23 protein-coding genes and 1 other RNA gene are annotated in these 21,672 nt (G+C 49.1%); 16 read left to right on the forward strand and 8 right to left on the reverse strand.

All coding sequences use genetic code 11. The features are described 5' to 3' along the window. Positions 1–7 precede the first annotated feature (7 nt). The 4 genes from QOS46_RS02550 to QOS46_RS02565 all read left to right on the forward strand — a co-directional run bounded on the left by QOS46_RS02550 (position 8) and on the right by QOS46_RS02565 (position 4,455). Entirely contained in the window at positions 8–847 is an 840-nt protein-coding gene (locus tag QOS46_RS02550; RefSeq protein ID WP_283607055.1) for an OmpA/MotB family protein, read from the forward strand. A gap of 225 nt (positions 848–1,072) precedes the next feature. Further along, positions 1,073–3,031 carry a methionine--tRNA ligase gene (metG, locus tag QOS46_RS02555; protein WP_283607057.1) on the forward strand — a complete coding sequence of 653 codons (1,959 nt, stop codon included), beginning with the start codon at positions 1,073–1,075 and terminating at the stop codon, positions 3,029–3,031. Positions 3,032–3,045: 14 nt separating this feature from the next. Next, the gene (locus QOS46_RS02560; RefSeq protein WP_283607058.1) at positions 3,046–3,825 is read left to right on the forward strand and encodes a TatD family hydrolase; all 780 of its coding nucleotides are present in this window, start codon (positions 3,046–3,048) and stop codon (positions 3,823–3,825) included. Positions 3,826–3,831: 6 nt separating this feature from the next. Next, on the forward strand, positions 3,832–4,455 hold the full coding sequence (locus QOS46_RS02565) for a TatD family nuclease-associated radical SAM protein (protein ID WP_283607061.1): 624 nt from the start codon (positions 3,832–3,834) through the stop codon (positions 4,453–4,455). A gap of 164 nt (positions 4,456–4,619) precedes the next feature. Here the strand turns inward: QOS46_RS02565 and QOS46_RS02570 are convergent, their stop codons facing one another. Next, the gene (locus tag QOS46_RS02570; RefSeq protein ID WP_283607063.1) at positions 4,620–5,051 is read right to left on the reverse strand and encodes an N-acetyltransferase; all 432 of its coding nucleotides are present in this window, start codon (positions 5,049–5,051) and stop codon (positions 4,620–4,622) included. A gap of 269 nt (positions 5,052–5,320) precedes the next feature. Further along, positions 5,321–6,004, reverse strand: a complete 684-nt coding sequence (locus QOS46_RS02575; protein WP_283607064.1) for a putative ABC transporter permease — start codon at positions 6,002–6,004, stop codon at positions 5,321–5,323. A gap of 213 nt (positions 6,005–6,217) precedes the next feature. Between QOS46_RS02575 and QOS46_RS02580 the strand changes: the two genes are divergently transcribed. Genes QOS46_RS02580 through QOS46_RS02595 form a run of 4 tightly spaced genes read left to right on the forward strand, consistent with a single transcriptional unit; the run spans position 6,218 to position 9,313 of the window. Continuing rightward, on the forward strand, positions 6,218–6,736 hold the full coding sequence (locus tag QOS46_RS02580; protein ID WP_283607066.1) for a DUF6106 family protein: 519 nt from the start codon (positions 6,218–6,220) through the stop codon (positions 6,734–6,736). Then, positions 6,717–7,406: a holo-ACP synthase gene (gene acpS, locus QOS46_RS02585; protein WP_283607068.1), complete on the forward strand. Its 690-nt coding sequence runs from the start codon at positions 6,717–6,719 to the stop codon at positions 7,404–7,406. Before QOS46_RS02580 ends, acpS begins: the two co-directional genes overlap by 20 nt. After that, positions 7,318–8,772: an NAD(P)H-hydrate dehydratase gene (locus tag QOS46_RS02590; protein ID WP_283610756.1), complete on the forward strand. Its 1,455-nt coding sequence runs from the start codon at positions 7,318–7,320 to the stop codon at positions 8,770–8,772. Before acpS ends, QOS46_RS02590 begins: the two co-directional genes overlap by 89 nt. Before the next feature lie 10 nt (positions 8,773–8,782). After that, the gene (locus tag QOS46_RS02595) at positions 8,783–9,313 is read left to right on the forward strand and encodes a hypothetical protein (RefSeq protein WP_283607070.1); all 531 of its coding nucleotides are present in this window, start codon (positions 8,783–8,785) and stop codon (positions 9,311–9,313) included. An 89-nt stretch (positions 9,314–9,402) separates the two neighbouring features. Here QOS46_RS02595 and QOS46_RS02600 read toward each other — a convergent pair whose 3' ends face one another. Then, the gene (locus QOS46_RS02600) at positions 9,403–10,347 is read right to left on the reverse strand and encodes a helix-turn-helix transcriptional regulator (RefSeq protein ID WP_283607071.1); all 945 of its coding nucleotides are present in this window, start codon (positions 10,345–10,347) and stop codon (positions 9,403–9,405) included. A gap of 91 nt (positions 10,348–10,438) precedes the next feature. Between QOS46_RS02600 and QOS46_RS02605 the strand changes: the two genes are divergently transcribed. Further along, entirely contained in the window at positions 10,439–10,867 is a 429-nt protein-coding gene (locus QOS46_RS02605) for a pyridoxamine 5'-phosphate oxidase family protein (RefSeq protein WP_283607073.1), read from the forward strand. A gap of 44 nt (positions 10,868–10,911) precedes the next feature. Here QOS46_RS02605 and QOS46_RS02610 read toward each other — a convergent pair whose 3' ends face one another. Both QOS46_RS02610 and mltG read right to left on the reverse strand, forming a co-directional pair. Further along, on the reverse strand, positions 10,912–11,625 hold the full coding sequence (locus QOS46_RS02610; RefSeq protein WP_283607075.1) for a HEAT repeat domain-containing protein: 714 nt from the start codon (positions 11,623–11,625) through the stop codon (positions 10,912–10,914). Between the two features lie 274 nt (positions 11,626–11,899). Continuing rightward, on the reverse strand, positions 11,900–13,015 hold the full coding sequence (gene mltG, locus QOS46_RS02615) for an endolytic transglycosylase MltG (RefSeq protein ID WP_283607077.1): 1,116 nt from the start codon (positions 13,013–13,015) through the stop codon (positions 11,900–11,902). A 288-nt stretch (positions 13,016–13,303) separates the two neighbouring features. Here mltG and QOS46_RS02620 point away from each other — a divergent pair, with 288 nt between their 5' ends. The 7 genes from QOS46_RS02620 to QOS46_RS02650 all read left to right on the forward strand — a co-directional run bounded on the left by QOS46_RS02620 (position 13,304) and on the right by QOS46_RS02650 (position 19,727). After that, on the forward strand, positions 13,304–13,675 hold the full coding sequence (locus tag QOS46_RS02620; protein ID WP_283607079.1) for a type II toxin-antitoxin system PemK/MazF family toxin: 372 nt from the start codon (positions 13,304–13,306) through the stop codon (positions 13,673–13,675). Positions 13,676–13,765: 90 nt separating this feature from the next. After that, on the forward strand, positions 13,766–13,951 hold the full coding sequence (locus tag QOS46_RS02625) for a spore coat protein (protein WP_283607080.1): 186 nt from the start codon (positions 13,766–13,768) through the stop codon (positions 13,949–13,951). Positions 13,952–13,966: 15 nt separating this feature from the next. Continuing rightward, a complete protein-coding gene (locus QOS46_RS02630) occupies positions 13,967–14,257 on the forward strand; it encodes a spore coat protein (RefSeq protein ID WP_283607082.1) in 291 nt (96 codons plus the stop codon). Positions 14,258–15,484: 1,227 nt separating this feature from the next. After that, positions 15,485–16,690, forward strand: coding sequence for an aconitase X catalytic domain-containing protein (locus tag QOS46_RS02635; protein WP_283607083.1), 1,206 nt, complete (start codon positions 15,485–15,487; stop codon positions 16,688–16,690). Position 16,691: 1 nt separating this feature from the next. After that, positions 16,692–17,105, forward strand: coding sequence for an aconitase X swivel domain-containing protein (locus QOS46_RS02640; protein ID WP_283607085.1), 414 nt, complete (start codon positions 16,692–16,694; stop codon positions 17,103–17,105). A gap of 43 nt (positions 17,106–17,148) precedes the next feature. Beyond that, positions 17,149–18,117, forward strand: coding sequence for a C-terminal binding protein (locus QOS46_RS02645; RefSeq protein WP_283607088.1), 969 nt, complete (start codon positions 17,149–17,151; stop codon positions 18,115–18,117). Between the two features lie 278 nt (positions 18,118–18,395). After that, positions 18,396–19,727, forward strand: a complete 1,332-nt coding sequence (locus QOS46_RS02650; protein WP_283607090.1) for a Na+/H+ antiporter NhaC family protein — start codon at positions 18,396–18,398, stop codon at positions 19,725–19,727. A gap of 403 nt (positions 19,728–20,130) precedes the next feature. On the opposite strand, the gene QOS46_RS02655 is transcribed toward QOS46_RS02650, so the two are convergent. The 3 genes from QOS46_RS02655 to rnpB all read right to left on the reverse strand — a co-directional run bounded on the left by QOS46_RS02655 (position 20,131) and on the right by rnpB (position 21,620). Then, positions 20,131–20,763, reverse strand: a complete 633-nt coding sequence (locus QOS46_RS02655) for a L,D-transpeptidase family protein (protein WP_283607092.1) — start codon at positions 20,761–20,763, stop codon at positions 20,131–20,133. A 121-nt stretch (positions 20,764–20,884) separates the two neighbouring features. Then, a complete protein-coding gene (locus QOS46_RS02660; RefSeq protein WP_283607093.1) occupies positions 20,885–21,250 on the reverse strand; it encodes a hypothetical protein in 366 nt (121 codons plus the stop codon). A gap of 17 nt (positions 21,251–21,267) precedes the next feature. Further along, positions 21,268–21,620: RNase P RNA component class A (rnpB, locus tag QOS46_RS02665), an RNA gene on the reverse strand. Positions 21,621–21,672: the final 52 nt, after the last annotated feature.

Here is a 21,672-nt window from a genome sequence, read left to right on the forward strand (position 1 = left end):
AATTACTATGGCAAGAAGAAAAAAGAAGGGCGAAGCAGAAGCCCCGGAAAATAATGAAAGATGGCTTCTAACCTATTCGGATATGATCACGCTGCTTTTGGCTTTGTTTATGATTCTGTATTCCATGAGTACCATTGACGCGAAAAAATTCGCGAAGATGGCGGAGCAGGCCGGTCAGCAGATGGGCGCTGTTAGCAGTGTCAATGCAACGGCAGGCGGTGGTACCGGTAGTGCCGGTACAGGAAGCGGAAGCACAACCACAAATGCCAGCAATCTGACGAATACGATGGATGCCCTGGATGAGGTGTATTCCATTCTTCAGTCTTATGTGGAAAAGAATCATCTCGAGGATCAGATCGGTCTGGTCAATACCAATACTTACGTTAAAATTCACCTGAAGGATAAAATGATGTTCGTGCCTGACAGCTCGCGAATGCTGCCGGAAAGTGAGCCTGTGCTGAAAGAGGTTGCCTACGCCATCTCGAAGGTGTACGACCGGGTGGATCATATTACTTTCAGCGGGCATACGGCAGACGTTGGGCCGCATACGCTCTCCGGTGATCAGACCTCTTGGCGCCTTTCTACGGAACGTGCCGTTACGGTTCTGACGAAGATGATCGGTTACGGGATGGAGCAGGATAAGGTTTCGATTGAGGGTTATGCTCATTATTCTCCGGTCGCAAACAATAACAATGAAGAAGGCCGGGCAAAGAACCGGCGCGTTGAAATTACGATTCTGAAAAACCCACCGATTTTGCCGGCAAATACCTCAAAAGCTTCGGCAGATGCCTCCGCCGCTTCTGCGGCCGCGTCTGGTCAGTCTGCGTCCAGTCCGGTGTCACACTGAAAAGAATAAAAAACTTTTAACACAGGCTGCCGAAATGGGCGGCCTGTGGTTTTTCTTGGCCTGTACGGGGTGAATCGCCCGCTTTGCTTGAAATCTACCCGTAAAATGGTATAATAGGAAAAAGATACTGCATACTGATGTTCAAAACCGCCTGCGGCATGGGCGGCAGGGCTGATCGGAGAGTTCTCTGAAAAGCGTACTGAATTTGTTAAAGGGATGGATTCTATGGAAAAAAAGACATTTTATATCACAACTCCGATTTATTACCCCTCCGGGCAGCCGCATATTGGGCATAGCTACTGCACCGTGGCCAGCGACGCGATTGCCCGCTATAAGCGTTTGCAGGGCTATGATGTGATGTTCCTGACCGGCACGGACGAGCATGGCCAGAAGATTGAGAACAACGCGAAAAAAGAGGGCGTTACCCCCAAGAAATATGTGGATAAGGTGGTGGCGGGCTTCCAGAATCTCTGGAAGCTTCTGGACATCAGCAATGACCGTTTTATTCGTACCACAGACGATTACCACGAGAAAGCGGTGCAGAAGATTTTCCGCGCGCTTTATGATAAGGGCGAGATTTACAAGGGAAAATACGAGGGCTGGTACTGTACTCCCTGTGAAGCTTTCTGGACCGAAACACAGCTGAAGGACGGCAAATGCCCCGACTGCGGTCGCGAGGTTAAGTGGGAGGAAGAAGAAGCCTATTTCTTCCGTCTGTCGAACTATGCGGACAGGCTCCTCAAGCTGTACGAGGACCAGCCGGACTTTATTCAGCCTGAAAGCCGAAAAAACGAGATGATTCAGTTCATTAAGAATGGCTTGAATGATCTGTGCGTTTCCCGCACCAGCTTTTCCTGGGGTATCCCTGTGGATTTTGACCCCAAGCATGTCGTGTATGTGTGGCTGGACGCACTGACCAACTATATTACTGCCATGGGTTACGGTTCCGACGACGAATCGGATTATCGCAAGTACTGGCCCGCAGATGTTCATTTTGTAGGAAAAGAGATTGTGCGTTTTCATACCATCATCTGGCCCGCTATTCTGATGGCGCTGGATCTCCCCTTGCCGAAGCAGGTGTATGGTCACGGCTGGCTGCTGTTCGGCGATGGCAGCAAGATGAGCAAGAGCAAGGGCAACGTTGTTGATCCTGTGGTTCTGTGCGACCGCTACGGCGTAGATGCCATACGCTACTTCCTGCTGCGCGAAATCCCGTTCGGCGCTGACGGCAACTTTACCAACGAAGCCTTGATCGGCCGTATCAATTCCGATCTGGCCAACGATTTGGGCAACCTTGTTTCCCGCACCACCGCCATGGTAGGCAAATATTTCGGCGGTGTGATTCCCGCCGAGCAGGAGAAGGCCCCCATCGACGACGAGCTGGAGCAGGCGGTTACCTCTTTGCGTGAGAAATGCGATAAGGCGATCGATTCTTATCAGTTCTCGAATGCGCTGACGGAAATCTGGAAGGTCATCGCACGCACCAATAAATATATCGATGAAACAACTCCCTGGGTGCTGGATAAGGATGAGAACAAAAAAGCAAGGCTCGCTTGTGTGATGTATCATCTGTGTGAGGCCCTGCGCGTCATCTCCATCCTGGTTACTCCATTTGTGCCGAATACCGCCCCAAAAATTCAGGAGCAGCTTGGCGTCGGGCCGGAGGTTCTGGGTTATGAGAACGCGGCCACATGGGGTCTTCTGCCTGCAGATGCCGTCATTACAAAGGGCGAAACGCTGTTCCCGCGTATCGACGTGGAAAAGGAGATTGAAGAGCTGAATAAGCTTATTCCCTCCACGATCCCGGCGCAGGAAGAGAAAAAGACCGAGGAGACACCGGCGCAGGCTCCCGAGGGAATCGCGCAGATCACCATCGACGACTTTATGAAGGTTGAGCTGGTGGTCGCAAAGGTGCTGAACTGTGAGCATATCAAGCGCGCGAAGAAGCTGCTCAAATTCACTCTGGATGATGGAACTGGTGAGCGCACGGTCGTGTCCGGCATTGCCAAATGGTATCAGCCGGAGGATCTGATCGGTCATAGCATCGTGCTGGTCAAAAATCTGAAGCCTGTAGTGCTGTGCGGCGTGGAAAGCCAGGGAATGATCCTTTCTGCGGACTGCGGCGAGGACACGGTTCGCGTTCTGCTGATGGACGGCATCCCGGCAGGTTCCAGGATTCATTAAAGGGCGGTTTAATAGTGAAACGATTGATATTTGATTCCCATGCTCATTACGATGACGAATCGTTTGCCCCGGACAGAGAGGAACTGCTGCAGCGCCTGCCAGAGCAGGGCGTGTGCAATGTGGTGAGCATGGGGGCCGATTACGACGGATGCAGGGGAGCGCTTGAGCTTGCTTCCCGGTATTCCTATATTTACGCGGCAGTGGGAATCCACCCGGAAAATGTGGTAGGTCTTCCCGAGAATTATCTCAGCCAGATTGAGGAGTGGGCAAACGCTCCCAAGGTGGTGGCAATCGGGGAGATTGGCCTGGATTACCATTATGAGGATATGGCCCCCCGTGAGGTACAGCGAAAGGTATTCGAAGATCAGATTCTGCTTGCAAAGCGCCGAAACCTGCCGATTGTGGTTCATGACCGCGAAGCGCACGGCGACACAATGGAGATTCTGCACCGGCACCGACCAAGAGGAGTGGTTCACTGCTTTTCCGGCAGTGTGGAAATGATGCGTGAAGTGGTGCGCCTTGGCATGTATATCGGTCTTGGCGGCGTTGTTACCTTTAAAAATGCCCGGGTCGCCGTAGAGGTAGCCCGCGAGCTTCCGCTCGACCGCCTTCTAACGGAGACCGACGCGCCCTATCTGGCGCCAGAGCCATTTCGCGGCAAGCGGTGCGATTCTTCCATGATCCGTTATGTCGCGCAGCGCATCGCGGAAATTCGCGAAATTACCGCTGACGAAGTGCTTGCGGCCGGGCGGCGCAATGCAGAATCGCTTTTTAATATCATCGCTGAGGGGTAATATAATTTGACAATCACCTATGTTGTAGAAGAAGATCACTTATACGTAAACATGACAAACCGCTGTCCCAATGCCTGCGGTTTTTGCGTGAGGTCACTGAATGAACGAAAAGAGGGGGAAGCCGATCTTTGGCTGGATCGCGAGCCTACGCGTGAAGAAATCCTCGAGCATCTCAAAAGCAAGGATTTAGACAGCTACCGAGAATTGGTATTCTGCGGTTACGGCGAGCCAACCTGCCGCTTTGACGATCTGGTCTGGCTGTGTCAGCAGGTGCGGCAAATCAGCTGTGTGAATATCCGGCTGAATACAAACGGCCTTTCCGATCTGATCAACGGGCGCTCCACCGCGCCGGAGCTGGATGGCCTTCTGGATAGCGTTTCCATCAGCCTGAATGCCTCCACCCCAGAAAAATATCAGGAGATCTGTCATTCCAAGTTTGGCTTGGAGGCGCTTCCTGCAATTTTAAAGTTTACGAAAACCGTGGGGATGTATGTACCGAAGGTTTACATGACGGTCGTGGATAACATGCCGCGCGAAGAAATTTCCGCCTGCGAAAAGCTGTGCCGTGAAACGGGAGCAACCTTTCGTGTGCGCAAGTTTTTAGATCACCAGTCGTACGTAGAAAAGTAACATATGCGCTTCCTCTACGTTGGCCGGAGGGAGCGCATCCTGTTTTTCGTCAACAATATAAATAGAGAGTTGTTATGAGTATACACAGCTAAAAAGAGAGGCCAAATCCCATAAATGGGATTTGGCCTCTCTTTCAGTTTGATGGAATCTGGTTTAACGCACGATCAAGCCTTTTTCCAAGTCATGAACAGCTCCTGTTCGCCAGTCTCCCGATTGACCTGCTCGCGCTCAACCGTAAAGCCATGCTTGGTGTAGAAGTGAACGGTATTCTCACTCTTTTTGTAAACATTGACTTCCAAATGAGAATACTTCTCCTGGCACCAATGGAGCAGCTTTGTACCGATGCCTTGGTTCCAGTTTTCTGCGTCCACAAACAGAGCAGCGATAAAGCTGCCCTCCAGAATGCTGACAAAGCCCTTCAAACGGCCATGCTCACCGTAAACAAAGGTGCTGGCCATAGAGAGGTGTTCGTTGCGAACGATTCTATATTGGTTCAGCCAATGCTCTCTCGGAATGAACGGATGTGCTTTCGTAATGGCGTTCATCCACAGCTGCATCACGGCATCTAATTCGTCTTTATGGAACTCTCTGATCATAAGTATTACTCCAATCTTCAATTTCTTCTGCCATGTTTCCCTGAAAACCCGGGAGCGGTTTGATGATAGAAAGGGGGAACCTTGGTTATATTATACAATTATACACTATCAAAGTTAAATTGAAAAGGTAAAAATGAAAATAATCTATGAAAAAAGCGCACAGTTTCATAACTGAGCGCCTTTCCCCTTTGAATCAGCTTAAAGTTTATTATACGCATTGCATGCCAAAATTGCAAGGGTAAACTTTCTGAGTGGCCCGGATTCGCCCGCTAAGATTCTGGTTGATTTCTCCGTAAAGATTGTGCATGCTGCATATTGGGGTATACCTGCTTTAAGTACGCGTCTGTGTAGTGCTTGTCGAGCCACTGGCTGACCGGGTCTGCTGCGGGGATTCCTTCCTGCCGCAGGCTTTGGCGCTTCACTGCCATACCGGAAAGAGCGATGTTCGCTGCCATGAATACCAGAAGCACACGAGTCAGGATAACCCCGAACCGGTTTGGAATCTGCTCGATCCACCGGGTCAGTGAGGGCAGGGAATGCTTGATGAAAATGAGCCCCAGAACACCCCAGAATACGGAATACGTCAGGTTGGTTCGTCCGTGCAGGTTTAAAGCGGAATTGCTGTATTCCCACGACACCGTGCCGAGAAGCTTTTCTTGTAGAAACGAGCAGATATATTCCAGTGTGCCGCCCAAAATCATGCTCGAAAAGAAAATGATCATGCTGTTGCGGTGGCGAAAACGGTAAAGAGCAACGGTAAACAGCACTGCGCCGAGCCCGTATACCGGCGTAAACGGTCCGTAAAGCAGGCCCTGCCGGTTTTCAAAATACCCAAGGCGAACATAGCACCAAAGGGTTTCTACGACAAAGCCGATCACGCTTGCAGAAAGAAATATCCAGAAAAGTTTGTATCGGTTCAGCCCGTGCGCAAAAGAATTAGGGTTCCCTTCCATAGTAGAGCCTCTTCGCTGAAGTGTGGTGATCATCATTTCGACAGATTCCTTTCTGTAATACTTGGTTTAACTTCATTTTATCATAATTTGACCAAATCAGCAAAATCATTGCTCGCAGGTTCAATCCCAAAGCAAGGGAATTGTAATGAGGGGTAAATTATGGTATCATAAAAAGAAATATGATGCTGTCTATTGGAAATGGGAGATGATGGAATGGATGTTTTTGTTGAGCAGCTGATCCAAAAGAAAAAGGGGCGTAAGGATTACGCGATTGTAGCCGGGGCGGGCATACTCGGCATTGTGATTCTGGCGATCACCACGCTGATTGCGTTTTTGGGGCCTTTTCAGCTGATCGTTGTTGCAGGTGTGTTCGTTGGTATTTATTATGTAAGCGCGTCCAGAAATCTGGAATATGAATACAGTACGACCAATGGAGATTTCACCGTGGATCAGATCACGAATCGCCGCAGTCGTAAACGGATTTGCAATTTCGATTTAAAATCGGTGGAAGAAATGGGCCAGTACAATGCCTCGGCGTTTCAAAACAGAACCTTCGCAAGGCAGCTCATGGTTGGCGCGGACGACGCAGGCACCGATGCGTGGTATCTGATCGTACATTTAAAGGATTCGGGAAACACACTGCTCGTGTTTAATCCCGACGAAAGAATGCTGGCGGCGATCAAACCGTTTTTACCGCGGCAGGTATCTGTGAATGCTTTCCGTGGGCGTTGATCTCCTAGAGATTCCCCGGATAGAACGCGCGATGAAGAATCCGCGTTTTTGCCGGCGGATTCTAGGGGACAAGGAGTATGACCAGCTTGCTCAGCGCGGGTTTCCGGCAGCCAGCGTGGCGGTCAGCTTTTGCGCCAAGGAGGCGTTTTCCAAGGCGCTTGGCACAGGGGTGCGCGGCTTTCTTCTGAAGGAGGTGCAGCTTCTGCGCGATGAATTAGGGAAGCCTTATCTGCATCTGGAGGGAGCGGCTCTGGAGGCTGCAAGGCAAGCCGGTTTGGCATTTTCGGTCGGCGCTACGCATACCGCATGTTACGCTTCCGTCACGGTGATCGGGGAGAAGAGCTGTTCCAAAATTACAGTTCAAAAGCGGTGTGGCAAGAGTGCGCACGGGGGAAACGCCGCCATCTTGACAGACCCCGCGGATATGCTCGGTGCAGAGATGCAGCGCAAACTGCTTTCTAGTGTTACGATGATTGCCTCGTTGAGAAAGGAGCATCCTTCCAATGAAACTATTCGAAAGCGGCGCCATGCGGGCGCTGGAAGAAAGAGCCGTGCAGGCGGGAACCGCGTATTCCGTTCTGATGGAGAGCGCGGGGGAGGCCGCGGCGCAGCTGCTGCGGGAAAAGGCTCCCGGTGCGCATATTGTCATTCTGTGCGGAAAGGGCAATAACGGCGGCGATGGCTTTGTCGCTGCGCGGCATCTGGCGGCCTGGGAAGCAAAGGTCTGTGTTATCCTTGTTCAGGGTGAGCCGGAAACAGAGCTGGCGGGGCAGATGTTCCGGCAGATGGATTTGCAAAAGATTCAGGTTCTGGATTGGGCCAAAGAACCCGAAACGGTAAAAGCACAGGTATACAGTGCGGATTTTGTGTTGGACGCAATGTACGGTATCGGGTTTCGCGGCAGCTTGCCCGATACGCTGATCCCTCTGCTGGACGCCGCGGAAACCTCCGGAGCATTTCTTCTGGCGCTGGATTTGCCGAGCGGCGTTTCGTGTGATACGGGGGAGGTGCCCGGGCGCTGCGTGCGCGCGGCCGAAACGGTCAGCTTTACGGCACTTAAACCCGCGCATCTCATTCAGCCGGGCCGTGGCTTTTGTGGTAAGGTAACGGTCGTTCCAGTCGGTATTTCGGAATCGCTGATGGAAGAAGCGGAAACTCCGTTGTTTGGTATCGAAGAAAAAGATCTTTCCCTGCTGTTTCAGGAGCGGGAGCAGAACTCGAATAAAGGAAGCTACGGTACGCTGCTTTCTGTCTGCGGCAGCACGGGAATGGCAGGTGCGGCAATGCTTGCGGCCCGCGCGTCTTTGCGCACCGGGGTGGGCCTTGTGAATATGGCACTGCCAAAAGAGCTGTATCCGGTGGTGGCAGGCACTTTGCCGGAGCCCGTATATACGCTCCTGGAGCCTTCTCAGTACGGCGAAACTCTCAGTGAGGGCAGTGCTACCCTGCTCAATCAGAAGATGCTGAGTGCGTCAGCCGTCTTGCTCGGCTGCGGCCTCGGTACCTCGGCGTTTGCCCGTTCTCTGCTTCGGCGTGTGGCGGCCTGTAGCTCCGTTCCCCTTGTCATCGACGCGGATGGAATAAATCTCCTGGCTGAGAATATAGATATATTGAAAACAGTTCGAGTGCCGGTGGTGCTTACCCCCCATCCGGGAGAAATGGCGCGCCTTCTTCATACCACAACCGAGCAGGTACAGGCGCGGCGGCTGGATTATGCCAAGTACTTTGCACGGGAGCATGGGGTGACCCTGGTGCTGAAGGGCTCAGGAACCATTGTGGCTGCTCCGGATGGACGCGTGTTTGTAAACACCACAGGGAACCCGGGGATGGCGAAAGGCGGCAGCGGAGATGTGCTGGCCGGGATGATCGCCTCTCTCGCGGCGCAGGGGATTACGCCCTACTGGGCGGCGGTCTTCGGTGTGTTTTTGCACGGGCTCACGGGTGACCGCTGTGCAAAAAGGCTCTCTCAGCGCGGGATGCTGCCATCCGATTTGATTGAGGAGCTGCCCTTACTGTTTTCAGAATTTGAACAATAAGGGTGATTTCATGCGCAAGCCGACCCGTTTCCTTGTAATCCTGCTTTGTCTTGTTTGTATGGCTGTTTGCGCGGGGTGTTCACACTCGCTGACACGGCCGGTGGTAAACCCCGTTCTGACATTTCAGGCCAAGGCCGATGTTTCAATGGGGAAAAGCCGGTATGTGTGCCGGTTGCAGTATTCGGCCGGGCAGGGCGCGCAGCTGACGCTGCTGGAGCCGCAGGAGCTGCAAGATATGACGTGGGTGTGGGATCAAAAAATTCTCTCGGTCAGCTATGAGGGTCTTACGGTTTCGCAGGATAATATCGTGCTGCCGCAAACCGGAATGATTCCCCTGCTTCTGGCGTCGCTGGACGCGGCCTCTGTGGAAGGGGCGCTGACTACCTCTGGCGACGGGCTGTTTTTCGGCAGTGGAGACGGACATAATTTCACCCTGACTGCGGATCGCCGCAGCGGGCAGATCAAGCAGTTGGCTGTTCCGGAGGAAGATATGCTGGTGCTTTTTGAACCGATTACAGATTCCTCCGAAGAATCTAAGTAAAAAAAAATAGCAAATAGCAGCCGAACAGAAAGAAGATTCCATAAGCAAAAAAGAGAACGCAGCGTGCGTTCTCTTTTTTGTTTTGGCCGTTACGATATGGAATTCAGGTGGTCTTTCACCGTGTTCCATTGTTCAAGCATCAAATTTTTCAAAGCGGCAGGCTGAATCGAAAAAATCGTTTCCCCATAGCGGTTAAAATAATTGGCAATAAAATTTTCTTCCCCTTGATTGTAAAATCCCCTTACGTAGTATTTCCCGTTTTCCCGGTGCAGCTTCATGGAAGGATAGTGTTCTTTATGAAACAGATCCGCTCCCTGAATGGAAACGCCAACCTCAAAATCCACAGCATCCTTATCGCGAAACAGCTCTTTTGAAGGGACGAGAAATTCAGAGATCGGTTTGGGTGCGTATTTTTCACAGCGCTGCACGGACCGGATTCTGTCACATCGGAATACTTTTGGCCTTTCTGTTTCGAAATGATATGCGGTTGCGTACCATTGCCCATAGGCAGAAGCAACACGAAAAAACTGAACATCATATTGTTTCTCCGAATCTCCCTTTCGGTAGCGGATGCTGCATACGCTTTCCTCAACAGCCATTTGCAGAATGTCTTTTAAGCAATTGCATTCATTCTTGCTCTGGTAACTCCCTAAGTTGAAAATGAGCTCCATTTTCCGTAGGGCTTTGATCCGTTCTTCTGATATACACGCTTCAAATTTTTGCTTTAGTTTTTCGATACTCAAGTGAAAGGGGGTCGATTGATAGGCGGAGAGTGTTTGCATGGAAAAGTACAGGGCATAAACCTCGTCAATTGTAAAAACAATAGGGGACAATAAACGATTGGGAAGGATTCCATAATATCCGTTGCGTCCGGGCCTTGAGTAAATCGGCATGCCGATTTCTTCCAATGACTGAATATCCCGAAGTGCGGTGCTTTTTGATATGGAATAACGCTCCATGATGCTTTTTAAATGAAAGGATTTTTTATCATTCAGATAGATCAGCATATCATTCAGACGTTCAGATTTTTTCATCTTATGTTCCCTTTCCGTAGAATGGTTTCGTTAACTGATACCATTCTATATTATACTACAAATAAAGTAAGAAAGACAGGGGAAATGAAATATGAATACAAAACAGGAGTTTGTGCGGCTGATGAATACACAAACGGAATTGGCTCTGGCAACTTGTACGGATGATCAGCCGAATGTAAGGATTGTTAATTTTTATTTTGATGAAGACACGAAGGCGGTGCTCTTTTCTACCTTTGCGGATAATGAAAAGGTCAAAGAGTTTGCTAGAAATAACAGGGTGGCTTTTACAACCATTCCGCATCAGGGAAATGAACATGTCAAAGCGAAAGGCTTGGTGCGAAAAAGCAGCCGAACTGTTTTTGATGTGGCGGAGCACTTCATCAATAATATTCCCGATTACAAAGACACACTGGAACAGGCCGGAGAATATTTGATTCTTTTTGAAGTGACCTTTGATACAGCCATTGTTACTTTGGATTTTGAAAATATAGAAACGTACCATTTAGCGGATAACACATAAGAAAGGCCCCGGAGCAATTTGCTCCAGGGCCTTTTTTATGTGCTTTAGTGCTTAGAATGCAGCCGCTTGAGGGAGCTTTTGGCCTCTTCCCCCAAAAGATTATTCTGTGCGGCAAACTCCTGAAGGAGCCGTTCCGCCTTTTGCGAAGGGAAGGCGCACAGGCACTGGATTGCCTTCCAGAGAAGCAGCTCATGGCTTGGATACCGCTCCATCACAGCAAACACTACTTCGGCATGCTCCGGCGTTGACAGCTCTGGGTGATAAAATGCCATAAATCCGACAGCGTCCAGAATTTCGCAGATTTTTTCCGCATCCTCCCCCTGTAAAATCTGCAGCAGAACGGGAAATACCTCCGGCGGCATTTTTGCAAGTGAGCGGGCAATGATATCCCGCGGCAGTGGATACGACTTCTTTTGCGAAACCCGGTCAGGCAGACTTTTATGCTGATTGCTTCCAATCCTTCCGAGAAAAGGAATCATTTGCAGAGCGGTTTCTTTACCGCCTTTTTCCAGAGCTTCACAGATGGCCAGCCGGGTATACAGGCATTTCTCTACCGAAAGCCGCTTTAAAAGCGCGGAGGAAATCCGGCTTTCGTTATCCGGCGTCATGCGCAGCAGGCTGGCGGCCGCGGTACGCGGCACGGCGTCCTCGTGGTTCAGAAGCTCCAGCAGTTCGTCCTGGTTTTTCTCCTCAAATTGGCAGATTTCCTCCTGAGTGGCATATCCTCTGTTTCGTAGCTGCTCCCGGTTGCTTTTCAAGTGATTTCCTCCCTCTTGTTGCGGGGATGAGATTCGCACATACAATTTGTAAAATTATTTTATCACGGGAAAGCTGCTCTGCAAAGCGGTTTTTTCGGCTGAGGGAGAAAGGTATCTGCTTCCAATGGCGCAAAAGGAGTTTCTGAATGCTATGAAGCCGGAACGGCCAGCCGGTTGGAGAACTGCTGGGATGATATTACAAAACAATAAAAAGCAGCGAGGTTTTCAGAAAAGAAAACCTCGCTGCTTTGTTAAGATAATTGTTTGCAGCTGTTTACCGCAGGCCGGCAATGATCAGATTCTGGTTATGCTCGTCAAGTGTTGCGGCGTAATACGCCGTGCCGGATGCAGAGTGGCAGAAGTAGTAGTAGTCTGTGCTGGTTGGGTGAAGCGCGGCGTCAATGGCGCTGGCCCCGGGGCTGCAGATCGGCCCGGCTGGCAGGCCGGAGAAATTATAGGTGTCGTAAGTGCTGGTAAAGCCAGCAGGTGCTTCCGATTTCACTCGGTACGGATAGTACACGGTAGAATCGAACTGCAGCTTCGGCGTGTCGTGAGCCGCGCCGTTTGTCAGGCGATTGTGCAAAACGGAGGATACCAGGTACATATCGCTGGTGCTTGAGGCTTCTGCCTGAATCAGGGAAGCCATTGTCAGCACCTGATCCACCGTCATTCCCTGTGCCGCAGCCTGCGTCTGAATGCTGGTCAGCTTATTCTGCATGTTGTTCAGCATGCGTTTCAGTGCATTGGCGGCGCTGTCACCCTTATAAAAATTATAGGTATCGGGGAAGAGATAGCCCTCGAGTTTATAATAGCGGGAAGAAGCGTTCGAAAGAGAGGCAATAAAGCTGTAACTGTCAAACTGGGTACTTTTCGCTGCCGCAAGCACATCACTGGCGCTGCATACATGGTTTTTCTCCAAAAGCGCTGCAATCCCCATCAGGTTTGTCCCTTCCGGGAAAGTGACGTTAACGGTCGACGAAAGGTCTGACTGGTGAATCAATGAGGTGGTCCAGCTGGTCACGCCATGCGGCTTTGCACCGCTTTCCACGGTAACCTTGATCGACGCATGAACGCCCTTAATTTCAGAGGTAATGTATGTTATGCCGGCCTTCAGGCCCGTAATGCGGTATTTCCCCGTTCCCGCCACGCGGGCAACCTTGGCGATTCCATCGCGCGAGGACCAGACCTTTACATCCTCCTGCTTTAAAACGGAGCTGCTGACAGAGGCCTTAAAATCGTAGATGCCTCCGGGAGCCATGGTGTAGCTGCTGGTATCCATACTCAGTTTGCCTACAACGGCGTCTGTATCTGCCGCATAAACGGCTGTGGACGTTGTAAGCATTGTACAGGATACTAAAAAAGCAAGAGTTTTTTTGACTCTTCCTATCATATCATAACTTCCTTTCACTAATAATATTTTTCATTATAAACCTTTTGTCGAATTTGACAAGCCGGGTTTTATAAATTAACCGATGAGTTTTTAGAGGTATTTTTGTTTTCTGCCGCTGTTTTCAGAATCCCACTGTCAATCCGCGGGTAAGCTAATATTATGTAGAGAGGCGCAAGACCCTATAGGATAAATAAAAAAAGAAAAAATCGAAATAATTGTATGAAAGTTTTTTGAAGAGGCAAAAATAGGATTGGGCCCAATCATTAAACTATTCGGAGCGTGAAAAACGTGAATGTCAGAAGAGGCGATATTTATTATGCCGATCTCAGTCCCGTAATCGGGTCAGAGCAGGGCGGGGTAAGGCCGGTGCTGATTGTTCAAAACGATGTCGGCAACCGTTTCAGCCCCACCGTGATCGCGGCGGCTATCACAAGTCAAAGAGCAAAAGCAAAATTGCCGACGCACATTATGCTGGATGCAGAAACCACAGGATTGGCCAGAGATTCCATTGTTCTTCTGGAACAGATCCGCACCATAGATAAACACAGATTAAAGGAACGCATGGGGCGCCTTGACCAGGGGTCGATGTCGCTGATTGATCAGGCGTTATCTATCAGCTTTGGCTTGGAACCTGAAGCAGAGGTCAGGCAGGCTACATAGAAAGGCCTGAATTATTAGCATGGAGAATAATCTTTCCTGATCCGCAAAGAATAAGGATAGTCAAGTCAAAATCAAAGGAGGTAATGCAAAATGGCATCATTAACCAGTAAGGAGCTTTCTGCAATTGAGGATCAGCTCAGCGGAGAAAAACTTTTAATTACAAAACTGAAGGCGTATTCTCAGGGCTGCACAGACACGCAGCTGAAGCAGCAGTATGAAGATTTGGCCTGCAAGCATCAGCAGCATTACAACAAGCTTCTCGGATTTTTGAATTAAAAGGAGTGGAAAATCATGGATCAGAATCAGAGTCAGACGCAGATGAGCATGCAGAATCAGGAGGTTCTGCTTGACGTGCTGTCCTCACAGAAGGCGATTACCGGCACCTACAACAATTTTACCAATGAGTGCGCAACCCCCACAGTGCGAAATGAATTTATGAGCATTCTCAATGAAGAGCACCAGCTCCAGGCGCAGATTTTTGACGAGATGCATAAGCGCGGCTGGTATCCGACCCCGGCTGCGGAGCAGCAGAAAATAGACCAGGCAAAGCAGAAGTTCCAGAATATGAATCAGAACAGCTGATATAAACCTCATCCCACAACATGACAGAGCGGCCCCCAAGCGCATTAAAGATCGTGCGTTTGGGGGCCTTTGCTTTTCCGTATCAGAAAAGGACCATACCATTCAGCAGATTTCTCTCGTTCCTACATAAATTTAAGAGAGATCATACGATCAAAAGAGCTTTTTGACTGTGAAAAAATGACGATAATAAAGAATAGAGAATAAAATAGACTAAATATGATTGCAAGAGGGGTCGAAAATATTGTTAGGAGCTGATTAACACTGAGATTTTTAAAAAAAATCTTGGGATTTTTTAATTAGTAAATCTGGCTTTTGTATAGCAAGTTTAGAATATTTTAATTTTGTCAAATATATTCAGTGATTTTGTAACTATAAAAGGCAGATTCAGCGTATGTTAGTTTATCCTATCACCTAGAAAACAGAAAAAGAAAAGATTATTTCTAAATAAAGTGTCAAGAAAAAGTTCATCAAAAGCTGAAGCTAATCACTTTATTTCTGTATTAAGATAATACAATATTCTAGTAGCATAATAGATTAAATTTTCAGTGTTATAGTCAAGAAACACTTCTTTATTTCAATTAAATCGAATGTTATACTCACAATTAACAGTCAAATACTTACTATATGAACGCATAGAAAGTCGCAATCAAGTATGTATTTTAGAAAGGTTCAGTTAATCAATATTCTTTTATTACGATCCGTTCTTGAATCTAATAACTTGAATAAAGCTATGAATAAACATACATTTTATATGGTAGAAAATGCCATAGAATTTGACTTTTTGAAAATTATTTTGTATTAATTCTTATTTGGATCAATAAAAATCCATGAAGTATTCATTCTTTTTGGGGCGTTTTTCTCTCTTTCTTAGACGTTTATTTGACAAATGCTGTGTATAATAAAGAACAGTCAAAAGAAGAGTCTTTATAAGATGTCCCACTTAAAGATATCAGGAAGTCAACTCTGATCTTTTGATTTAGCACGCTAATTTGATATCTTAACTTTTCATTTCATTCGGTGCCAAGGTGCCGCTATCTATTACCAATGAAAAGGAGAGATGCTTTGCCGGCGAATCCAGCACAAAGCAGCACCCGGATCAGGCGGCCGTTTTTAGAAAGGCCCAACCAAAGCCTGCTTTCGCATGCAAATGTGTTTGGCCGCATGTAGTAACAGTGTGCTTCCAATCCAGTCATTTGGAGACTGAGAATGATAAAAGGAGAAAGAAATATGAAGCTGACACAAGAACAGCAGGATATGCTGGACGGTAAATACGGCAAAGGGACCGCATATGCAATGAAAATACAAGTTGCAATCGGCGAATCCTTTGGCGCAGAACGGATGGTTCCCATCACGAGGGCACACGTAGCGCTGAGCAATCAGGAGGCAGACCTATGGTTTGCTGAAAAGCTGCTGAATGCAGGAGCAAAATGCAGAGTGGCCCCAACGGTTAACCCCGGGTTCTGTCTTTCGTTTTTCAAAAGCCGCAGCATGGTTTCCCCAGAGTACGCAGATTTGATGCAGAGAACCCACAATGCCTATAAGGGTCTGGGCGCGGTACTTAGCTATAATTGTACGCCTTACATTGATACGAATGTTCCAAATTATCAGGAGGTCATCGCATTCTCAGAGTCCAGCGCAACTCCCTATGTTAATTCCGTGTGGGGCGCAAGGACGAACCGGGAAGGCGCAAACAGCGCACTGTGTGCCGCAGTTACCGGTTTTGTTCCGGAGTATGGGCTTCTGCTGGATGAAAACAGAAAAGGCAACATTCTGGTAGAGGTACAGGCCGACATGAAGAACGACTATGATTACCATATGCTGGGCATGATGGGCAAGAAAATCGGAAATGGAATTCCGGTGTTCACAGGTCTGCCGAAGCACATCAGCAAAGAAGCCCTGAGAAACCTGGGCGCAGAGCTGAATACTTCCGGCGCATACGCCATGTATCATATTGTCGGGTTTACTCCCGAGGCTCCCACGCTGGAAGCGGCGTTCAGCGGCAAAGAACCGGAGAGAAAAGTTGTCATCACCAATGAGGACTTGCAGGAAGAGCTTGAGAAGATTTCTCTTGAGGGCAACCGCAAGATCGATTTCGCTATGTTCGGGTGCCCGCACTTTACGCTGGAAGAAGTAAAGCACATCGCGGAACAGATTGAGGGGAAGCGTCTCGAAAAGGAAATGTGGATTTTGACTTCCAGCCACGTAAAAGAGATGGCGGTACGCATGGGGTTGGACGAGATCATCACACAGGCCGGCGGATTTATCGTTCCCGATACCTGCCCCGATCAGCCCTGCTGGGGGCATTTGAACGGCAAGGTCGGCATTACGGAATCCCCGAAATGCGCGTACTATCCTCAGCGCAGAGGAATTCATTTCGTCATCAGAGATCTGGACACGTGTATCCAGGCGGCATTAACAGGTGAGGTGAAATAAAATGGAGAAAAAAGTATTTCAGTGCCATAAGATTTCAGAAGGTGTTGTGGAAGGGGAAGCGGTGGTATCGAAGGATGATATCATGTTTTACCTGATTGATCCTAAAACGGGAACCATGATTGAGCCCGGCCACGATTTGGAAGGGAAGAGCATCGCCAAAAAGATTCTGATTTTCCCAAGCGGCAAGGGCAGCTCGGTTGTGCAGGCCGACGGTATTTACCAGCTCAATTCAAAAGGAAATGCGCCGAAGGCGATGATTATCCAGCATCCGGAAACGGTTCTGGTATCCAGCGCGATCATTATGGAGGTTCCAATGGTCGATAAGGTGGACCCTGAGTTTTATGATGTGGTCAAGGACGGAGATATTGTCCGGGTTGACGCAGACCACTCAATCGTAGAGATTTTGTCGAGATAAGTACAGGCGCGGAGTTCCCGTTACTGCATAAGGAGGAAATAGAATGGATCGTCCATTGTTTTGGTTTATCGACGAGGAATGGAAAGAGTATGAAATAGAAACTGCCGTTTTGCAGGAGCAGTACCCTAATTGTGAACTGAAGTTTTCCAGTTATGATTATGAAAAGGATTTAGCGGAATTCGGCTACCGTGCAGATGCAATCATTGCGCAGGTATATGCACAGATTCCCGCATCTGTAATACAGCGGCTGGAAAACTGCAAAGGAATTGCCGTGCTTGGCGGTGGCTATGACCGCATTGACACAGAGGCAGCCCGCGCAAAGGGAATCGGTGTTACCAATGTGCAGGGTTACTGCGCGGAGGATTTGGCAGACTATGTACTCGCGGCAATTTTCCATTTTTATAAAAGTCTGAGCTTTTACCATAACAATTTGAAGAATGGGGAATGGGGTGCGCAGGCCGTGGCACGGACTCCCCGTCGGATTTCTCATTCTACATTGTTTGTAATTGGGTGCGGAAGAATTGGCAGTACGGTGGCAAAACGCTGCCAAAGCCTTGGTATGAAAGTGCTCGCCTATGATCCGAGCCGAAGTGCTGAAGAGCTGCGAAAGCAGAATATTGAGCTGGTTACCATGGAAGAAGGTCTTCGGCAGGCGGATTACGTCAGCCTCAATGTAAAGCTGGATGAAAACACAACCGGCTTGATCGGAGAACGGGAATTTTCGCTCATGAAGCCTACTGCTTATTTCATTAACACTGCCCGCGGAGCAATTGTGAAAGAGGAGGAGCTGATTAAGGCTCTCGAAAACAACGTGATTGCCGGGGCCGCAGTTGATGTGATTGCCCATGAGCCGCCAAGAGAGCAGGAGCCAATCTTCAACGCTCCGAATTGTATCGTTACACCACACGTTTCTTACATTTCTCAGGAGTCTTTCGAAGAGCTGCGCAACCGGGCTGCGTGGAATGCGATTCAGATGCTGCGCGGCGAAACGCCGAATGATCTGGTTAATTAATTCGCTCGATGTTTGATAAAAGAATGAAACTGTGACCTTGAAACGCGTGATGACGGATATGGTCAAATCTGGATTCGACAGTGTGATAAGAGGAGGGGATATTGCTCGGGTTGATGTCATCAACCGAAGGGCAGGGGAAGGGGTTATAAAAGGCGTTTAAAAATGGAATCGCGGCATTTTCCCGGCGATTCAGTGTGGTGCGTGGATGAAGTCAGCCGGGGAGAAAACTCACTGGCAGAAAACCAGAGAAATAGCAAAGAAAAAAGGAGGGTACTTATATGTTCGCATTATTGACAAACCCGATTATGATAGCGGTTATCGTCATGTTGGTCCTGTGTTTTGTCAAAGTCAACGTTGTCTTTGCACTCGTTATTTCTTCACTTGTCGGCGGGCTCCTGTCCGGAATGAGCGTTTCCGATACAATGAGTCTGTTTACGGAGGGCATGGCGGGAAATGGTGAAGCGGCGCTCAGCTATGTGCTGCTGGGTGCTGTCGCCGTGACAATTGAACGGTGCGGCCTCACGACCAAGTTGTCCGGGAAGTTGGGCGGCATTATCAAAGGCAGCAAAATTAAGCTGCTCCTGATTTTGATTTTCATGTCTTTCCTCTCACAGACCTTTATTCCGATCCACATCGCGTTTATGCCGATGATTATTCCCGCTATGCTGGTACTCATGAACCAGATGAAGCTCGACAGACGCCTTGCCTCGTGTGCGCTGGCGTTTGGTCTGAAGGGAACCTGGGTAACGTTCCCGATCGGATTCGGTTTGATTTTCCATACCATCGTATCCCAGAACATGACAAAGTTCGGCATGCCCATTGCAGTAATGGATGTTTGGCACTATACCTGGTTCCTTGGTTTGAGCACGCTTGTTGGCTTTATTGTTGCATATTTTCTCTATGGAAAGCCCAGAGAGTATGCGATGGAAGGCACCGGCTTTGTACAGGAAGAAATCGCTGCAGAGGATAGTGACACAGCGGGTGGCAAATCCCTTATGAAAACGCAGTGGGCAACGATGATCAGCGTGATTATGATCGTTGTGGTTCAGCTTGCTTTCGACTCCATGATTCTGGGCGCTTTGACCGGCCTGCTGCTGTTCCTGCTGCTGGGCGTGGTAAAGATGAAAGACATGGGCGATGTGGTTGATCAGGGCATTGGCATCATGGGCTTTATGGCATTTGTGATGCTGACCGCCGCAGGCTTCAGCAACGTGCTGAGCAGTAGCGGACAAATCGACTCTCTGATTCAATCCACCATTGCTGTGGTTGGTACCAACAAGCTCATTATCGCGATCGTGCTGATTCTCGTAGGTCTTGTACTTACCATCGGTACTGGTTCCTCGTTCGGCACCGTGCCGATTCTGGCGGCTCTGTATGTTCCGTTCGCGCAGGCCATCGGCTTCAGCGTCGGCGCAACCGTCATTCTGATCGTCGGTGCGGCAACGATGGGCGAGTGCGGTTCTCCTGCTTCCGACTCCACTTTGGGGCCAACAGCTGGCCTTAACGCCGACGGGCAGCACGACCATATCAAGGACAGCTGCATACCGCAGATTATAACCCTTGTTTTGAGCGCGCTGATCTTCGGCATCGTGGGTGCAATGATTTTCTAAGAATTGTTCAGATCGGGGCAAACTCATCCGTTGCAGGTGATTTTGCCCCGAAATACATAATTGGGAATACCAGATACCAATATGAATCGAACTTTTCTTTGTATCCGTAACCTCCCGATTGTTTGTTCCCTTGTAGACTGGAAAAAGGAAAGCCGGTTCACCCAGTATTTTGAATCAAATGCTTTGCCCGAACAGTAGATTCCCGGGTGTACTCCGTCAGAGGCTGCTCCTTTTTCGCGCTCCGGTCCGGTCTTTTGCCGGGCCGGATTTTTACTGCATAAAAATGCCTTCGGCTGCGTTTCCATTGTGCGGCCGAAGGCTTTTTTTGTTTTACTAATGAGGTGCTGCTCGTAATTTCTCTTTCGGGTTTCATGGGAACACTTGATACAGGTTATCTGCGCTGTTACTGAATAACGACCTTCGTATCTTCTTTTATATTGTCGTAGAACCATTTTGCGTTTTCCATAGAGAGGCGCACACATCCATGGGAGGCCGGTTGCCCTAATTTTTCGGCTTCCCCCTTGACCATTTGCCTGTTTTCATCGAAAGGGAGGCTGTGGAACAGATAATTTCCATAAAACTGTGTCCAGTAATATGCGCCTTCCTTTAAGCTTTTATTATAGAATGACTCCCCGCGATTTGTAATCGCATAGGTTCCGGAGGGCGTTTCATAGCCTTCCATTCCGGTGGAACAGGGAAAAACCTGAACTACAAGATTTTTTGCATCCACAACGGTTACGTTCTGATCTTTTAAAGAAACATACACGGTAAGCGGCTGGGAGGCTTTTGCGAAGGAAACCTGCGCAAAGGCGGGAAAGGCGGCCTGTTCTTCTGTTACATTCGAAACATCGGCGGTCTCCGCAGGCATGATCGTCAGATAATTTTTATTACACCAGCCGGTTCGGCCGTCTTGGGCTTTCACCTTCACCCAATCCCCGTCGGATTCCCCAAGAATGCTGAGCGCGGTTCCTTTCGAAACAGAAAACACAACAGCTTTATCCTGTCCGGCAGAAAGCCGAATGTTTAAGCTGTCCATAGCTTGTCCCTGATACGCTGGTTTTTCGGGGGAATTTGAAGAATCCTTCACTGAGGATGACTGGGAAGATGGGGAGGGGGCCGGGACGACGGTACTTGAATTCGGCTGCTGTGCTTGCATTTTATCGCCATTTTGCAGCGCATATCCCGCAGTCAGAAAAGCGGCCGCAGCCAGTAGCAATGCAACCCACTTTTTTGGTTTTCTTTTTTGCTTTCTCATTATTTCCGGTTCCTTTAATCAAAATTTCAGCATCCGTTTTAAATGCACATATTTTGCATTTGAGCCCATTATAGTTTGATAAGATTTTCTTGTCAAGCAAGGATTCCGGAATATGCGGTCGAAGAATAGTGGGTGTACCGTTTTTTCTAGAAAATCCCCCTGCTGAGCAGAGGCTTTCTCGCGCTGTCCGGCGACGGATGTAGGACAGGGGAAAAGAAGGGCCATTTTCAAAGAAAAACACGCGGAACAAAAGTCCGCGTGTTTTCAAGGAAGATTTCCTTTGTTGGTGCGACCAGGCCTGTAAGCCGAGTTCTGTCGTGAACAGCCATCTATCTTGGCCGGACGTTACCGCCGCGGCTCAATGCCACCTGTTCGGGACGCGCCGGGCCGACGCATTTGTCCCATTCCGGTGTTGCTCCGAATAGGGTTTACATAGCCGCGCGGTCTCCCGCGCGCTGGTGGGCTCTTACCCCGCCTTTCCAGCCTTACCCGCGCCAAAGGCACGGGCGGTATCTCTCTGTTGCACTTTCCCTGGGGTCACCCCCGGCGGCCGTTAGCCGTTATTCTTGCCCTGTGGAGCTCGGACTTTCCTCGGATAGGCCCTTTCGGGCGTTACCCGCAGCTGCTCAGCCTGCTCGCATCGCTTATTTTAACGAATTTTTATTTTATTGTCAAGTTAATATACCGAAC

This window comes from Faecalispora anaeroviscerum (assembly GCF_947568225.1).
GTDB classification, from domain to species: Bacteria; Bacillota; Clostridia; order Oscillospirales; family Acutalibacteraceae; genus Faecalispora; species Faecalispora anaeroviscerum.

Excerpts from the sequence above, each read along its gene's own strand:
- QOS46_RS02550 (WP_283607055.1), top strand. The coding sequence starts at position 8 with ATGGCAAGAAGAAAAAAGAAGGGCGAAGCAGAAGCCCCGGAAAATAAT.
- metG (WP_283607057.1), top strand. The coding sequence starts at position 1,073 with ATGGAAAAAAAGACATTTTATATCACAACTCCGATTTATTACCCCTCC.
- QOS46_RS02570 (WP_283607063.1), bottom strand. The coding sequence starts at position 5,051 with ATGATCAGAGAGTTCCATAAAGACGAATTAGATGCCGTGATGCAGCTG.
- QOS46_RS02575 (WP_283607064.1), bottom strand. The coding sequence starts at position 6,004 with ATGGAAGGGAACCCTAATTCTTTTGCGCACGGGCTGAACCGATACAAA.
- QOS46_RS02580 (WP_283607066.1), top strand. The coding sequence starts at position 6,218 with ATGGATGTTTTTGTTGAGCAGCTGATCCAAAAGAAAAAGGGGCGTAAG.
- acpS (WP_283607068.1), top strand. The coding sequence starts at position 6,717 with ATGCTTTCCGTGGGCGTTGATCTCCTAGAGATTCCCCGGATAGAACGC.
- QOS46_RS02590 (WP_283610756.1), top strand. The coding sequence starts at position 7,318 with ATGGAGAGCGCGGGGGAGGCCGCGGCGCAGCTGCTGCGGGAAAAGGCT.
- QOS46_RS02595 (WP_283607070.1), top strand. The coding sequence starts at position 8,783 with ATGCGCAAGCCGACCCGTTTCCTTGTAATCCTGCTTTGTCTTGTTTGT.
- QOS46_RS02600 (WP_283607071.1), bottom strand. The coding sequence starts at position 10,347 with ATGAAAAAATCTGAACGTCTGAATGATATGCTGATCTATCTGAATGAT.
- QOS46_RS02605 (WP_283607073.1), top strand. The coding sequence starts at position 10,439 with ATGAATACAAAACAGGAGTTTGTGCGGCTGATGAATACACAAACGGAA.
- mltG (WP_283607077.1), bottom strand. The coding sequence starts at position 13,015 with ATGATAGGAAGAGTCAAAAAAACTCTTGCTTTTTTAGTATCCTGTACA.
- QOS46_RS02625 (WP_283607080.1), top strand. The coding sequence starts at position 13,766 with ATGGCATCATTAACCAGTAAGGAGCTTTCTGCAATTGAGGATCAGCTC.
- QOS46_RS02630 (WP_283607082.1), top strand. The coding sequence starts at position 13,967 with ATGGATCAGAATCAGAGTCAGACGCAGATGAGCATGCAGAATCAGGAG.
- QOS46_RS02635 (WP_283607083.1), top strand. The coding sequence starts at position 15,485 with ATGAAGCTGACACAAGAACAGCAGGATATGCTGGACGGTAAATACGGC.
- QOS46_RS02640 (WP_283607085.1), top strand. The coding sequence starts at position 16,692 with ATGGAGAAAAAAGTATTTCAGTGCCATAAGATTTCAGAAGGTGTTGTG.
- QOS46_RS02645 (WP_283607088.1), top strand. The coding sequence starts at position 17,149 with ATGGATCGTCCATTGTTTTGGTTTATCGACGAGGAATGGAAAGAGTAT.
- QOS46_RS02650 (WP_283607090.1), top strand. The coding sequence starts at position 18,396 with ATGTTCGCATTATTGACAAACCCGATTATGATAGCGGTTATCGTCATG.
- QOS46_RS02655 (WP_283607092.1), bottom strand. The coding sequence starts at position 20,763 with ATGGACAGCTTAAACATTCGGCTTTCTGCCGGACAGGATAAAGCTGTT.